This is a genomic window from Kitasatospora sp. NPDC018619, from assembly GCF_044391605.1.
Lineage (GTDB): Bacteria > Actinomycetota > Actinomycetes > Streptomycetales > Streptomycetaceae > Kitasatospora.
In genome coordinates this window covers 32,267-45,663 of record NZ_JBISAI010000030.1, presented here as the reverse complement: position 1 = coordinate 45,663, position 13,397 = coordinate 32,267, and the positions used below count along the sequence as shown (strand labels likewise).

The window sequence follows — 13,397 nt, the reverse complement described above, 5'->3', positions numbered from 1 at the left end:
GGGCTCCGCGGGTGTCCCGGTGCGGACTCGCCCACCTGCCGCCCCCGCCGGGCGCCCCCCCCCCCCCCGGGGGGGGGGCCCCGCCCCGCTGCCGGTTCCACCCGGGCTCCACCCCGGCTCCGATCAGCGGGAACCGCCGGATCCGTAGCGTCGGAGAGGTCAGCAACGCACCTCCCGTCGGAACGGAGCGGTCCGATGACCACCCTCGCCAACCTGCTCGTCATCGCCGCGGCGCTGGTCCTGGTCGCCCGGCGCCAGATGCGTGCGCAGCGCCTGGACTCCGAACGCCGCTTCTGGCTGCTGCCGCTGGTCCTGGGCGTGCTCGCGCTGCGGGACCCGCAGATCATCGACCACCGGCACACCGCGCTGTCAGTGGCCCTGCTGGCCGCCGGGCTGGTCGCGGTGCTCGGGATGGGCTCCGTCTGGGGCTGGACGGTACGGCTCTGGCGGGCCGCGGACGGCTCGGTCATGACCAAGGGCACCAGGGCCACCGTGGCCGCCTGGAGCGGGATGATCGCCATCCGGGCCGGCCTGTTCGGGATCGGCACGGCGCTGCACGTCCACCAGTCCGGCAGCTCCCTGATGCTCGGCATGGCGGTGCTGCTGCTGGTCCGCTCGCTCGTGGTGAACTGGAGGGCCCGGGAGCTGGAGCCGTCGGGGCCCACGGCGGCCGTGCGCTGAACCGCCGCCGACCAGGGGGCCGACGACTCGCGTCGCGCACCCGGCGGGAACCGTCGGACACGCCACAGCCCCGACCGACCGCCGTGAGCACCGAGGAGGCACCCGTGGCCGGGTGGTACTGGACCCGCTGGCCGTCCCGCGAGGGCATGGACCGCGAGGCCGAGAGCCGTCCGCGACGGGCCCTCACGGTGCTCGGCCGGATCGTCCTGGTGGCCACCGTCGCCTGGGGGACCCTCGCCGGCGGCCGGTTCGCGGGCTGGGCGGAGGCGGCCGCGGCGGCCGGGCTGGTCGCCGCCTTCGGGCTCTGCGCGGCCTGGCTGCACGCCACCCGGGCGCAGCGCCCGCGGCTCGCGTACCCGCTGACCGCGGCGGTGCTCGGCGCCGCCTGGCTGGCCGACGCCGGGCAGGCGACCCTGCTCGCCGACGTGCTCTGGTACGGCCTGGCGGTGATGGCCCTGGTCCGGATGCCGCTCGCGCCCGCACTGGTCGCCGCGGCGGCTTCGCTGGGCTCGTACGCGGCGGTCACCACGTCGAGCCGGCTCAGCATCGCGGCCACCGTCGGCGGGATCGGCCTGCTCGGCTACCTGCTGCGGCTGGACATCGAGGCGCGCGGCACCGCCCGCCGGCTGCTGGTCCAGGAGCGGGCCGCCCGGGCCGCCGAGGCGGAGAGCGCGGCCCTCGCCGAACGGGCCAGGATCGCCCGGGAGATCCACGACGTGCTCGCCCACAGCCTCTCCGCCCAGCTCGTCCACCTGGAGGCGGCCCGGCTGATGCTGGACGCGGGGAAGGACCGCGAGCAGATCCGCGAACGGGTCGTCGCCGCCCGGCGGATGGCCCAGGACGGACTGGCCGAGACCCGGCAGGCGCTGTCCGCGCTGCGCGGGGAGCTCACCCCGGTCGGGGAGTTCCTGGTCGAGCTGGCCGGGCGGGAGCGCTGCGCCCTCACCGTCACCGGCACGCCCCGGCCGCTGGCCGCGGAGGCCGGGCTCGCGGTGCGGCGCACCGCGCAGGAGGCGGTGACCAACGTCCGCAAGCACGCGCCCGGTGCCCGCAGCGCCGTCGAACTGCGCTACCTGGACGGCGCGGTGGAGCTGGAGGTGCGCAACGACCGGCCGCCGCGCGGCCAGTCCGCGGGCGGGGCGGCGTCGCAGGAGCTGGCCGGCAGCGGCAGCGGGTACGGTCTGCGGGGAATGCGCGAACGCGCGGAACTGCTCGGCGGCACGCTGCAGGCGGGCCCGGAGGACGGAGGGTGGCGCGTGCTGCTGCGGGTGCCGGCGTGACGGGGCCGGGGGTGACCAGGGTGCTGGTCGCCGACGACCAGACCGTGGTGCGCGAGGGGATCGTGATGCTGCTGGGGCTGCTGCCCGGCATCGAGGTGGTCGGTGCGGCGGGGGACGGGGAGGAGGCCGTCGCCCTGGTGGAGCGTCATCACCCGGACGTGGTGCTGATGGACCTGCGGATGCCGCGCTGCGACGGCGTCGAGGCGACCAGGCGGATCCGCACGGCGCACCCGGAGACCGAGGTCGTGGTGCTCACCACCTACGCCGACGACGAGTCGCTGTTCCCGGCGCTCCGGGCCGGGGCGCGCGGCTACCTCACCAAGGACGCCGGGGCCGAGCAGATCGCCCGGGCCATCGCGGACGTCCGCTCGGGTGCCGCCGGCCTCTCACCGCAAATCCAACTCCGCTTGCTGGAAAGGCTTTCGGAGCAGCCCGGCGGCGCCCCGCCGGCGGCCGCACAGTCGGCTGCCCGGCCGGCGGAGCTGCCCGACGGGCTGACCGTCCGGGAGGCCGAGGTACTGGCGCTGATCGCCGGGGGACTGTCCAACGCCGAGATCGCCCAACGTCTGTTCGTCAGCCAGGCCACCGTGAAGACCCACATCAACAATCTGTTCGCCAAGACCGCCGTACGGGACCGCGCCCAGGCTGTCGCGTACGCGTTCCGGCACGGAATCACCGGGACGCAGTAGTAGTCCGATGGGTGTCTGTCGGATGATCGATCACCTCATCGAGTGAACGTATCTGCGATGGTCAGGGGCGTTGCCCAAGGGCCGCCATCATGGTTCGGGTCAGAACATACCTGCCGTCCAGGAGCAGCAGTGCCACAGCAGCAGACGAGCAGCCCCGGCCAGGGGCAGCGATTCGACTGGTGGGCCGCTCCGGCCGCCGGCACCCCCGTCGAGCCCTCCGAGCCACCGGCCGCACACCGCCGAACGGCGGTACCGACGCAGTCGGGCCCCACCCGTGCGGACCACGCCCGTGCGGACCGGTCGGCGGAGGCAGCCGTCGAGCCCGTGGCCGTCGGCGCACCGGTCCACGGGGGCGCCGCCGTCGAGCCGTTCGCCCCGAGCAGCCCCGCCGACCCAGCGGCCCAGGCCGCTCCGCACGCCCCCCTCGCACCACCGGCGGAGGAGCCGGCCGCCGACCGGACGGAGGTCTACCGGGAGGTCCAGGCCAGCGAGGCCTTCCGGCAGATCCGCCGCAGCTACCGGACCTTCGTGTTCCCGATCACCGGTGCCTTCCTCGCCTGGTACCTGCTGTACGTCGCCGCCCAGGCCGGCGCCCCCGACCTGATGCGCCGCGCGGTGGCCGGTCCGCTCAACGTGGCCTGGCTGCTGGGCCTGCTCCAGTTCGCCTCGACCTTCCTGCTCGCCTGGCTCTACGCCCGCAACGCCCGGACCAAGCGCGACCGCGCCGCCCTGGGCCTGCGCTGGGACACCCAGGACCAACTGCGATGACGACCCTGATGGCCACCGTGCCCACCGACGCGGCCAAGGCCGCGGTGCAGACCGCCGTACGGACCGTGGTGTCCACCGCCACCCCGCCGCCCGTCGCCCCCACCGGCGACCACCACTCGCTCGCCATCGTGCTGTTCGCCGTCGTCGTCCTGGTCACCCTGGGGGTCACCCTCTGGGTCGGCCGCCAGGGCAACGCCGCCGAGGACTTCTTCGCCGGCGGCCGGGACTTCACCCCGCTGCAGAACGGCTTCGCGCTCTCCGGCGACTACCTCTCCGCGGCCTCCTTCCTGGGCGTCGCCGGGCTGATCGCCCTGTACGGCTACGACGGCGTGCTCTACAGCATCGGCTTCCTGGTCGCCTGGCTGGTCGTGCTGATGCTCGTCGCCGAACTCGTCCGCAACGCCGGCCGGTACACCCTCGCCGACGTGCTCGCGCTGCGGCTGCGCCGCCGCAAGGTGCGCGCCGCGGCCGGCGGCGCCAGCGTCGTGGTGACCCTGCTGTACCTGGTGGCCCAGATGGTCGGCGCCGGTTCGCTGGTCGCCCTGCTGCTCGGCACCGGCAGCCCGCACGCCCGCACCTGGACCATCATCGCGGTCGGCGCCCTGATGATCGTCTACGTCACCATCGGCGGGATGCGGGCCACCACCTGGATCCAGATCATCAAGGCCTTCCTGCTGACCGGCGGTTCGGTGCTGCTGACCGTGCTCCTGGTGGTCCGCTTCCACGGGGACCTCGGCGAGCTGATGCGCCAGGCCGCCGAGCACAGCGGCGCCGGGCACCGCTACCTGGAGCCGGGGCTCAAGTACGGCGGCAGCCTCACCAGCCGGCTCGACTTCGTCAGCCTCGGCCTCGCCCTGGTGCTCGGCACCGCCGGCCTGCCGCACATCCTGTCCCGCTTCTACACCGTGCCCACCGCACGGGCCGCCCGCCGCTCCACGATGTGGGCGATCGGGCTGGTCGGCAGCTTCTACCTGATGGCCATCGTGCTCGGCCTCGGCGCCACCGCGCTGATCGGCTCGGCCGAGGTGCGGCACGCCAACTCGGCCGGGAACACCGCCGTCCCGCTGCTCGCCCTGGTGCTCGGCGGCGGCAACGGCAGCACCGGCGGGGTGGTGCTGTTCGCCCTGATCTCGGCGATCGCCTTCGCGACCATCCTCGCCGTGGTCGCCGGGCTGACGCTGGCCTCCTCGGCGGCCTTCGCCCACGACGTCTGGGCCGGCGCCTGGCGCGCCCGCCCCGGGCGCGAGAGGGAGCGGAACGCCCGCGGGCACCGCCGCCGGGGCGAGCGGGTGCCGGCCTCCCGCTCGGCGGAGGAGTCGGTGTCGGAGGTCAGCGAGCAGCAGGAGGTGGTGGTCGCCCGGATCGCCGCCGCCGGGATCGGCGCCACGGCGATCGTGATCAGCCTCTTCGCCCAGCAGCTGAACGTCGCGTTCCTGGTCGGCCTGGCCTTCGCCGTCGCCGCCTCCTCCAACCTGCCGGTGCTGCTCTACAGCCTGTTCTGGTCGCGGTTCACCGCCCGCGGCGCGGTCTGGGCGGTGTACGGCGGGCTCGTCCCGGCGATCGTGCTGGTGTTCTTCTCGCCGGTGGTGTCCGGCTCCGCCGAGGCGCTCTTCCCCGGCCTGGACTTCCACTGGTTCCCGCTGGAGAACCCGGGCATCGTCTCCATCCCGCTCGGCTTCCTGGCCGGCTGGATCGGGACGGTCACCTCGTCCGAACCGGCCGACCCGGACCGGTTCGCCGAGCTGGAGGTCCGTGCCCTCACCGGTGCGGGCGCGGCCTGAGCCGTCGCGCCCGGGGAACCCCGGCGGGCCTGGGGCCGCCGGGGTTCCCCCCTGTCCGGCCACCGGCCGAGCCCACCGCCGGCGGCGGGCCGGGGCGGTCCGGCGGTGGCCCGGCGGTGGCCCGGCGGCGTCCCGCGGGCGGTCTTGGCGGCGCGGTCCTCAGGCGCGGGCGGCCAGTCCGTAGCGGTGCTCCGGGCGGCCGGTGTCCCCGTACCGCAGGGTCAGCCGCAGCCGGCTGTCCCGCTCCAGCTGCTTGAGGTAGCGCTGCGCGGTGGAGCGGCTCAGCCCGGTGGCCTCGGCGACCTCCTGGGCGGACAGCGGCCGCCCGGCCCGGCGCAGGACGCCCATCACCAGGTCGGTGGTGGGCGCCGAGTGGCCCTTGGGGAGCGGCCCGGCCGCGGCGGTGGTGCTGCGCAGGGTCGCGAACAGCCGGTCCACCTCGTCCTGGCCGGCCTCCCGGGCCGGCGCGGCGAGCGCGTGCCGCAACTGGGCGTACGCCACCAGCTTCTCCCGCAGCCCGGCGAAGGTGAACGGCTTGACCAGGTACTGGAGCGCGCCGTGCTGCATCGCGGCGTGCACCGTCGACACGTCCCGGGCGGCCGTCACCATCATCACGTCGCAGGCCACCTGGCGTTCCCGCAGCCGGCGCACCAGCTCCAGGCCGGTCCCGTCCGGCAGGTGGTGGTCGAGCAGCAGCAGGTCCACCGGGCGGCGCTCCAGGGCGGCCAGCGCCTCCCCGGCCGAGTGCGCGGTGCCGGTCACCCGGAAGCCGGGGACCCTGGCCACGTACGCGGCGTGCACGTCCGCGACCCGGAAGTCGTCGTCCACCACGAGTACGTCGATCATCACGCCTCCACGAGCCGGGGAACGAGCAGGGCCTCGGGCAGCTCGACGGTGAACCGGGCGCCGCCGAGCGGCCCGGTGTCGAGCACGATCCGGCCGCCGGTCCGCTCGACCAGCCGCCGGACCATCGCCAGCCCCAGCCCGCGCGGACGGTGCGCGGGCGCCTCCTTGCTGGTCCACCCCTCCTCGAAGACCTGCTCGCGCAGCTCCTCCGGTACGCCCGGGCCGCTGTCCGCGACCTGGAGCAGCAGGGTCGGTCCGGCCGCCGCCAGGCTCACCTCGACCCGGCCCCCGCCGCCCGCGGCCAGCGCGTCCACCGCGTTGTCGACCAGGTTGCCCAGCACCGTCACCAGCGCCCGGGCGTCCACCACCGCGTCCGGCAGGTGCGCCGCCGGCGCCAGCGCCAGCACCACCCCGCGCTCGCCGGCCACCGCGCACTTGCCCGCCAGCAGCGCCGCCACGTGCGGGTCCTGGACCTGCTCGGCGATCCGCGCGGCGACCACCGCGTGCGAGCCGGACTGCTCCGAGATGAACGCCACCGCCTGCTCGTGGCGGCCCAGCTCCAGCAGGCCCAGCAGGGTGTGCATCCGGTTGGCGTGCTCGTGGTCCTGGGCGCGCAGCGCCTCGGTCAGGCTCCGGGTGGTGTCCAGCTCGCGGACCAGCGACTCCAGTTCGGTGCGGTCCCGCAGGGTTACCACCGCGCCGCCCTCGGGGGTGGCCGTCCGGTTCACCACCAGCACCCGGTCGTCCCGGACGGCCGGCAGGTCGGCGCCCGCGATCCGCCCGGCGAGCACGTCCGCCAGCCGGCCCGGCGGCAGCACCGCGCCGATCGGGCGGCCGGTGCAGTCCCCGGGCAGGCCGAGCAGCCGCAGCGCCTCGTCGTTCGCGAGCCGGATCCGGCCGTGTTCGTCCAGCGCCACCATGCCCTCGCGGATGCCGTGCAGCATCGCCTCCCGCTCCACCAGCAGCGCGGAGATGTCGGCCAGCGCGATGTTGTGGGTGCGGCGCTTGAGCCGGCGCGCCAGCAGGAGGGTGGCGAGCGTCCCGGCGGCCAGCCCCGCGCCCGCGCACAGCAGGATGCCGGTGAGCATCGCCAGCAGCCGGCGGCGGATCGAGTCGTCGCTGATGCCGACCGAGACCTCGCCGACGATCCGGCCGTCCGCCATCCGCAGCGGCACCTTGCCGCGGGCGGTGCGGCCCAGCGTGCCCTGCTGGATGGCGGTGACGTTGCGGCCGCTGAGGGCGGGCTCCGGGTCGGTGCTGACCCGCTGGCCGATCCGGCCGGGGTCGGTGTGCGAGAGCCGGATGCCGTCCAGGTCGGTGACCACCACGAAGCTGGCGCCGGTGGCGAGCCGGACCTGCTCGGCGTTGCGCTGCGCGGCCACCACGTCGCGGGCGGCGGCGGCCCGGGCGATGCTCTCGTCGGCGGCGGTGGCCTGGGCGATCGACAGCGCCCGCTGCATCGCGTCGCGGTCCAGCTCGCTGCTGACCGGGGCCAGGAACAGCCCGGCGGTCACCGCGGTGACACCGACGGTGACGACGGTCTGGCTCAGCAGCAGCTGGGCGAAGACCCGGCGGGGCGGGCGGGGGAGCTTCAACCGGGCCTCCTCTCGGCGGCTGCGGGGGACCGGGCGCCCTCGCGGGGCGGGGCGGGCCCCGGTGGGTGGGGTCGGGACACCCTATGTTTCCGGGGTGTTTCTGTCAGCCGCGTCCCCGCAGTTGTAGCGGAAGCAAAACGAGCAGAACACCCCTCAATGCGGAGAAGTCGCACTACGCGAAGAAGGCTCCCGCCGGGGCCGGGCCCGCTCCTACCGTTCCGGGGCAGGCACAGACCCGGAGGATTCCATGAGCAACACCCCGGCGATCGAGCTGACCGGCGCGACCAAACGGTTCCGAACCCCCTCGGGGGCACTGCACACGGCCGTCCGCGACCTCGATCTGACCGTCTCCCAAGGCGAGTTCGTCGCCGTCGTCGGCCCCACCGGCTGCGGCAAGTCCACCACGCTGACGCTGGTCAGCGGCCTGGAGGAGCCCACCGAGGGCGAGGTCCGGGTGCACGGCGAGCCCGTGCGCGGGATCGACCCCAGGGTCGGGTTCGTCTTCCAGCAGGACGCCGTCTTCCCCTGGCGCACCGTGCTGTCCAACGTGACGGCCGGCCCGCGCTTCCGCGGCGTGCCCGCCGCCGAGGCCAGGGAGCGGGCCCGGGACTGGCTGGGCCGGGTCGGCCTGTCCGCCTTCGAGGACCGCTACCCGCACCAGCTGTCCGGCGGCATGCGCAAGCGCGTCGCGCTCGCCCAGACCTTCGTCAACGACCCGGCGATCCTGCTGATGGACGAGCCGTTCTCGGCACTGGACGTGCAGACCCGGGCGCTGATGTCGGACCAGCTGCTGGAGCTGTGGGCCGGCACCGGCTCGTCCGTCGTCTTCGTCACCCACGACCTGGACGAGGCCATCGCGCTCGCCGACCGCGTCGTCGTCATGACGGCCGGACCGGCCACCGTCAAGGAGGTCTTCACCGTCGACCTGCCGCGCCCGCGCACCGTGGAGGCCGTCCGGCTGGAGCCCAGGTTCGTCGAGCTGTACCGCGAGATCTGGGCCTCGCTCGGCGAAGAGGTGCGCATCACCCGGGAGAGAGGAGCGGGTCGTGCCGCTTGAGCGCGTGACGACGAGGACCGAGGCCCGCGAACGGGCCGCCCGCAACCGGAGGTTCGGGGTGTACGGGGCCCGGGTCGCGGTCCTGCTCGCCTTCCTCGGGCTCTGGGAGGTCTGCGCCCGGACGGAGGTCGTCGACCCGTTCAACTTCTCGCAGCCGTCGAGGATCTGGGACCAGATCTGGCAGTGGACCACCCACGGCACCGCGCAGGGCTCGCTCGGCGAGCAGATCGGCTACACCCTCTACGAGGCCCTCACCGGCTGGGTGATCGGCGTGACCGGCGGTGTGCTGCTGGGCATCGCACTCGGGCGGATCCGCTTCCTCGCCGACGTGTTCGGGCCGTACATCAAGGTGCTCAACGCCATCCCGCGGATCGTGCTGGCGCCGATCTTCCTGATCTGGTTCGGGCTCGGGCCGGCCTCCAAGGTCGCCTCCGCGGTGGTGCTGGTGTTCTTCCCGGTGTTCTTCAACGCCTTCCAGGGCGCCCGCGAGGTGGACCGCAACCTCGTCGCCAACGCCCGCATCCTGGGCGCCGACAACCGCAGGGTCACCCTCCAGGTGGTCATCCCCGCCGCCACCACGTGGATCTTCACCAGCCTGCACGTCAGCTTCGGATTCGCGCTGATCGGCGCCATCGTCGGCGAGTACATCGGCGCCACCAAGGGCCTCGGCCTGCTCGTCGCGGCCGCCCAGGGCACCTTCAACGCGGCCGGGGTGTACGCGGCCATGACCATCCTCGCCGTCGTCGCGCTGCTCACCGAGGGGCTGCTGACCTTCGCCGAGAAGAAGCTGTTCCGCTGGAAGCCCGCCGACGCGGGCGACGGCCGCTGAACCCCCCTGCCAGTACCGAGAAGAGAGGCCCCCACCCATGCGCAGAACAGCTGCCGCCGCCCTCGCCGCCGTGCTGCTCCTCCCGCTCGCCGCCTGTGCCAACGACGCCGCCACCGCCGGCCACGGCGCGGCCGCCCCCGCCGGGCAGCAGGTCGACGGGCCCAAGGTCAAGATCATGGTCGGCGGCCTGGACAAGGTCATCTACCTGCCCGCGATGCTCACCCAGCGGCTCGGCTACTTCGCCGAGGCCGGCGTCAACGTCGAGCTGATGACCGAGCCGGCCGGCGTCAACGCCACCACCGCGCTGCTCGCCGGCGACGTCCAGGGCGCCGTCGGCTTCTACGACCACACCATCGACCTCCAGGCCAAGGGCAAGAAGGTCGAGTCGGTGGTGCAGTTCGCCCAGGCACCCGGCGAGGTCGAGGTGGTCTCCACCCGGCAGGCCGACGCGATCAGGTCCGGCGCCGACTTCGCGGGGAAGAAGCTCGGCGTCACCAGCATCGGCTCCTCCACCGACTTCCTCACCAAGTACCTCGCGGTCAAGAACGGCACCGCCGTCAGCGAGTTCAGCCCGATCGCCGTCGGCGCCGGCCAGACCTTCATCGCCGCGCTCCAGCAGGGCAGCATCGACGCCGGGATGACCACCGACCCGACCGTCGCGAACATCCTGGACAAGGGCCTCGGCAAGGTCCTGTACGACATGCGCACCCCCGAGGGCTCGCGCCAGGCGCTCGGCGGGCTGTACCCGTCCTCGTCGCTCTACATGAACACCGACTGGGTGGAGAAGAACAAGGACACCACCCAGAAGCTCGCCGACGCCTTCGTGAAGACCCTCACGTGGATGGCGGCCCACAGCCCCGAGGAGATCGCCGCGAAGATGCCCGCCGACTACGCGCAGGGCGGCGCCGAGCAGTACGCGGCGGCGATCAGGGCCACGCTGCCGATGTTCACCACCGACGGCGTGATGCCGGCCGACGGGCCGAAGACGGTGCTCGCGGTGCTCGCCGCGTTCCACCCGGACGTCAAGGGCAAGGAGGGGACGATCGACCTGGCGAAGACCTACACCACGGAGTTCGTCGCCAAGGCCGCGGGCTGACCGGCCCCCGCACCGGCGGTCCCGCGCCCACCCCCACGGGCGCGGGGCCGCCGTTCCGTCACATCCCCCGTACGGACAGCACGTCCATCCGCGAGGGCGTCCCCGCGGCCTTGCCGCAGCTCTCCGGCCGCGGCGGCGCGCTGGCCGCCTCGACCACGTCCACCTCCCAGGACCGGCCGTCCCGGTGCAGCACCGTCACCAGCCAGCGGCCCTCGCCGTCCGGCCGCTGGGTGAGCGTCAGCACGTCCACCGCCGTCTCGCCGACGGCCAGCCGCACCGCGTGCTCGGCCGCCTGGCCCGGGCGCTCCCAGCCCGAGCAGCCGCGCGACCACTCCGGCACCACGTGCCCGGCCGCCGTCGCCGCCAGGACCTCCTTGGCGGTCTCCGGCGTCAGCCGCCCGTACGCGTAGCCGTACGGCAGCACCAGCATCGTGGGGGAGAAGCGGTGCCCGCCCAGGTGGGTGACCTCCCACACCTCGCTGTGCCCGGCCGCCGCCAGCTCCGCCGCGAGCGGACGGCCCAGCAGCGCGCAGCAGCGGTCCCGGCGCCCGTTGGTGCACACCAGGGCCACCGGGCCGCCGACGTGCTCCGCCCCGAAACCGGTGTGGTCGCCGGCGCCCAGCGCCGCGAAGTCCAGCCCCAGCAGCTCCGCCGGATCGGCCACCGCCGCCCGGCGCACCCAGCCGCGGCCCGGCACGGTGTGCGCCACGAGCACCTCGTGCCGCGCCGTCGGCAGGCAGTCGGCGTGCCGGCCGGGGCGCCGGACCAGCGCCACCCGCACGCCCGTCCCGGCCGCGGCCGCCTCCAGCGCCCGCCCGACCGCCGGGTCCAGGTGGCTCTCGCCGAGCGCCTTCGCGCCCCACGGCCCGTTCTGCTCCACCAGCAACCAGGTGGGCGCCACCGCGGCCGTCGCGGCCAGCGGCTCCGAAAGTTCACGCGACACGGTCGCACAGGTGCTCACCCCGGCAAGGCTACCCTCACCTGATCGCCCGCACGCGATCACCCGAAGGCGGCCCTCACCCGCTGCGCCACCACCTCGTCCACCGTTTCGTACATCGGCGGGGAGAAGGCCGGGAGGTCGGCGAACTCCAGGTGGATGCTGCGGACGACGTCCGCGAACAGCTCCGAGTACAGCTCCCAGTCCTCCAAGCAGGGGGTGCTCAGCTCCAGGGAGAGCAGTTGGGACTCGTTCGGCAGCGGCAGGTGGACCTGGATCACCGAGGTGGTCAGCACCCCGTCGACGAGCGGGACCGCCAGGCCGTCCGGCGGGGCCGAGCCGTCGTCGACCGGGGCCGCCACCGCCGTCGCGACCGCGTCGATCACCGCCACCGCCCGCCCGGCGGGCAGCTCGATCGCCGTCACCTCGGCCTCGGGGCGGGCCCGGGCCAGCCGGGTGAGCAGGAAGGCGACGGCGCTCGGGTAGTCGGTGCCGACCAGGGGGCACACCGAGGCCGTGATCGTGGCCGTGCTCGGCCGGCCGTCCACGTCCACCAGGCACATCCCGGCGTGGATCACCCCGGCCTCGGCCATCGAGGGGATCAGCTCGGCCAGCGCCACCGCCCAGCGCACCCGCAGCTCCTCGGGCTGGGAGGCGAGCACCTCGCAGACCAGCTCCCACAGCTCCTCGGCCACCTCGTCGGCGGTGCCCAGCACCGGGACGTCGTGGAAGGCGGGCGGGAGGACGAAGCGGATCTGGAGGCGGGGCTCCCCGGGGGCTGTCGGAGCGTGGGCCGTCGGGCCTTCCGGGGCGGTCATGACGGCTTGCGGATCCGGTTGCGGACGTCCAGCCAGGCGGGCGGGACGGGGACCGGAACGCCGTACGCGCGGGCCTCGACGAGCAGGTCGAGGTAGGCGCCGGCGCGGGCCTGCAGCCCGGAACCGCGCCAGCGCGAGTACGCCTTCAGCGCCGGGAGGGCGGCGACCAGGGCGACGGCCACCAGGCCGACGGCGGCAGAGCGGACCTGCTGACGCTGCTCGAAGGCGGCGTCATGGCCGATGGAGAAGACCGTGACGCCGGTGACCAGAGCCACCGTGGCGACCGTCCACCAGGCGAGGATCACCCGGCGGGCGCGCTGCTGGGCGGCGAGCAGCGCCCGGACCGCCTGTTCGTCCAGGAAGTCGACGCCGTACGGAGCGCCGAGTTCCCGGGCCCGGCCGGCCAGCGTCCGGTGCCGCGTGAGGGCGGCGGGCGGCAGCACCGGGAACGTCGGGTCGATCACGGCGTCGGCGGGCCACCACGATCCGTGCTGCGCGGGGGCGGCGGCCGACGAGGGGGCGGCGGGGTACGCGGCCGGGGGCACCGGTGACGGCGGTGGCGCAGCGGCTGCCGGGCCTTCCGTCCAGGAGGCCCGATCGGCATCGGCGCCCCAGTCGGTGGGGATCCGGAACGCCAGCCCCGCACGCCGGGCCTGGTTCAGCAGACCGATGTACGCGGTGAAGTGCACGGAGGCGCTGTTCTTCGCCGATTCGCGGTTCATGCCCCGCAGCCAGACGGCGATCCCGGCCGGAACCGCCAGGATCGCCGCCCAGTTGCCGGTGATCAGGGAGACCGCGATGCCACCGAGGACGAGGAGGGCGGCGGCCTCGTCGTACCAGTCCTGCTGCTCCCGCTTCCGCAGGTGCCTGATCACCACGTTGCGGGCCACGTCGTCGTTCAGCAGGGTGACGCCGTAGAGCGCCTCGGCCCGCCGTGCCGACTCGGCCACCTCGGGCACGGCGGCGAGCTGCCCGCCCGAGACGGGGAGGGTCACCTGAAGGTCCTTGGCCATGGGTCTC

13 protein-coding genes are annotated in these 13,397 nt (G+C 74.6%); 8 read left to right on the top strand and 5 right to left on the bottom strand.

The window, feature by feature from the left end:
• The first annotated feature begins 195 nt into the window (after window positions 1-195).
• The 5 genes from ACH5AR_RS31720 to ACH5AR_RS31700 all read left to right on the top strand — a co-directional run bounded on the left by ACH5AR_RS31720 (window position 196) and on the right by ACH5AR_RS31700 (window position 5,199).
• On the top strand, window positions 196-681 hold the full coding sequence (locus ACH5AR_RS31720) for a DUF1453 domain-containing protein (RefSeq protein ID WP_396304982.1): 486 nt from the start codon (window positions 196-198) through the stop codon (window positions 679-681).
• 146 nt (window positions 682-827) lie between these two features.
• Complete coding sequence (locus tag ACH5AR_RS31715) at window positions 828-1,961, top strand: sensor histidine kinase (RefSeq protein ID WP_396305002.1); 1,134 nt, start codon at window positions 828-830, stop codon at window positions 1,959-1,961.
• A gap of 11 nt (window positions 1,962-1,972) precedes the next feature.
• On the top strand, window positions 1,973-2,650 hold the full coding sequence (locus tag ACH5AR_RS31710; protein WP_396304981.1) for a response regulator: 678 nt from the start codon (window positions 1,973-1,975) through the stop codon (window positions 2,648-2,650).
• Window positions 2,651-2,779: 129 nt separating this feature from the next.
• Window positions 2,780-3,418 carry a DUF485 domain-containing protein gene (locus ACH5AR_RS31705; RefSeq protein WP_396304980.1) on the top strand — a complete coding sequence of 213 codons (639 nt, stop codon included), beginning with the start codon at window positions 2,780-2,782 and terminating at the stop codon, window positions 3,416-3,418.
• Window positions 3,415-5,199 (top strand): cation acetate symporter, encoded by a 1,785-nt coding sequence (locus ACH5AR_RS31700; protein ID WP_396304979.1) that lies wholly within the window; start codon window positions 3,415-3,417, stop codon window positions 5,197-5,199. Before ACH5AR_RS31705 ends, ACH5AR_RS31700 begins: the two co-directional genes overlap by 4 nt.
• Before the next feature lie 159 nt (window positions 5,200-5,358).
• On the opposite strand, the gene ACH5AR_RS31695 is transcribed toward ACH5AR_RS31700, so the two are convergent.
• Both ACH5AR_RS31695 and ACH5AR_RS31690 read right to left on the bottom strand, forming a co-directional pair.
• The gene (locus ACH5AR_RS31695; RefSeq protein ID WP_396304978.1) at window positions 5,359-6,045 is read right to left on the bottom strand and encodes a response regulator; all 687 of its coding nucleotides are present in this window, start codon (window positions 6,043-6,045) and stop codon (window positions 5,359-5,361) included.
• A complete protein-coding gene (locus tag ACH5AR_RS31690; protein ID WP_396304977.1) occupies window positions 6,045-7,640 on the bottom strand; it encodes an ATP-binding protein in 1,596 nt (531 codons plus the stop codon). Before ACH5AR_RS31690 ends, ACH5AR_RS31695 begins: the two co-directional genes overlap by 1 nt.
• Before the next feature lie 247 nt (window positions 7,641-7,887).
• Here ACH5AR_RS31690 and ACH5AR_RS31685 point away from each other — a divergent pair, with 247 nt between their 5' ends.
• The 3 genes from ACH5AR_RS31685 to ACH5AR_RS31675 are packed head-to-tail and all read left to right on the top strand — an operon-like array spanning window position 7,888 to window position 10,622.
• Window positions 7,888-8,697, top strand: coding sequence for an ABC transporter ATP-binding protein (locus tag ACH5AR_RS31685; protein ID WP_396304976.1), 810 nt, complete (start codon window positions 7,888-7,890; stop codon window positions 8,695-8,697).
• Window positions 8,687-9,526: an ABC transporter permease gene (locus tag ACH5AR_RS31680; protein ID WP_396304975.1), complete on the top strand. Its 840-nt coding sequence runs from the start codon at window positions 8,687-8,689 to the stop codon at window positions 9,524-9,526. The genes ACH5AR_RS31685 and ACH5AR_RS31680 overlap by 11 nt, the downstream gene beginning before the upstream one ends.
• A gap of 37 nt (window positions 9,527-9,563) precedes the next feature.
• Window positions 9,564-10,622 (top strand): ABC transporter substrate-binding protein, encoded by a 1,059-nt coding sequence (locus ACH5AR_RS31675; protein WP_396304974.1) that lies wholly within the window; start codon window positions 9,564-9,566, stop codon window positions 10,620-10,622.
• 58 nt (window positions 10,623-10,680) lie between these two features.
• On the opposite strand, the gene ACH5AR_RS31670 is transcribed toward ACH5AR_RS31675, so the two are convergent.
• Genes ACH5AR_RS31670 through ACH5AR_RS31660 form a run of 3 tightly spaced genes read right to left on the bottom strand, consistent with a single transcriptional unit; the run spans window position 10,681 to window position 13,390 of the window.
• Window positions 10,681-11,583 carry a sucrase ferredoxin gene (locus ACH5AR_RS31670; protein WP_396304973.1) on the bottom strand — a complete coding sequence of 301 codons (903 nt, stop codon included), beginning with the start codon at window positions 11,581-11,583 and terminating at the stop codon, window positions 10,681-10,683.
• 38 nt (window positions 11,584-11,621) lie between these two features.
• Window positions 11,622-12,377, bottom strand: coding sequence for a hypothetical protein (locus tag ACH5AR_RS31665; RefSeq protein ID WP_396304972.1), 756 nt, complete (start codon window positions 12,375-12,377; stop codon window positions 11,622-11,624).
• A complete protein-coding gene (locus ACH5AR_RS31660; protein ID WP_396304971.1) occupies window positions 12,374-13,390 on the bottom strand; it encodes a hypothetical protein in 1,017 nt (338 codons plus the stop codon). Before ACH5AR_RS31660 ends, ACH5AR_RS31665 begins: the two co-directional genes overlap by 4 nt.
• Window positions 13,391-13,397: the final 7 nt, after the last annotated feature.

Coding starts and splice junctions, on each gene's coding strand:
- ACH5AR_RS31720 (WP_396304982.1), top strand. CDS start 196: ATGACCACCCTCGCCAACCTGCTCGTCATCGCCGCGGCGCTGGTCCTG.
- ACH5AR_RS31715 (WP_396305002.1), top strand. CDS start 828: ATGGACCGCGAGGCCGAGAGCCGTCCGCGACGGGCCCTCACGGTGCTC.
- ACH5AR_RS31700 (WP_396304979.1), top strand. CDS start 3,415: ATGACGACCCTGATGGCCACCGTGCCCACCGACGCGGCCAAGGCCGCG.
- ACH5AR_RS31695 (WP_396304978.1), bottom strand. CDS start 6,045: ATGATCGACGTACTCGTGGTGGACGACGACTTCCGGGTCGCGGACGTG.
- ACH5AR_RS31685 (WP_396304976.1), top strand. CDS start 7,888: ATGAGCAACACCCCGGCGATCGAGCTGACCGGCGCGACCAAACGGTTC.
- ACH5AR_RS31675 (WP_396304974.1), top strand. CDS start 9,564: ATGCGCAGAACAGCTGCCGCCGCCCTCGCCGCCGTGCTGCTCCTCCCG.
- ACH5AR_RS31665 (WP_396304972.1), bottom strand. CDS start 12,377: ATGACCGCCCCGGAAGGCCCGACGGCCCACGCTCCGACAGCCCCCGGG.
- ACH5AR_RS31660 (WP_396304971.1), bottom strand. CDS start 13,390: ATGGCCAAGGACCTTCAGGTGACCCTCCCCGTCTCGGGCGGGCAGCTC.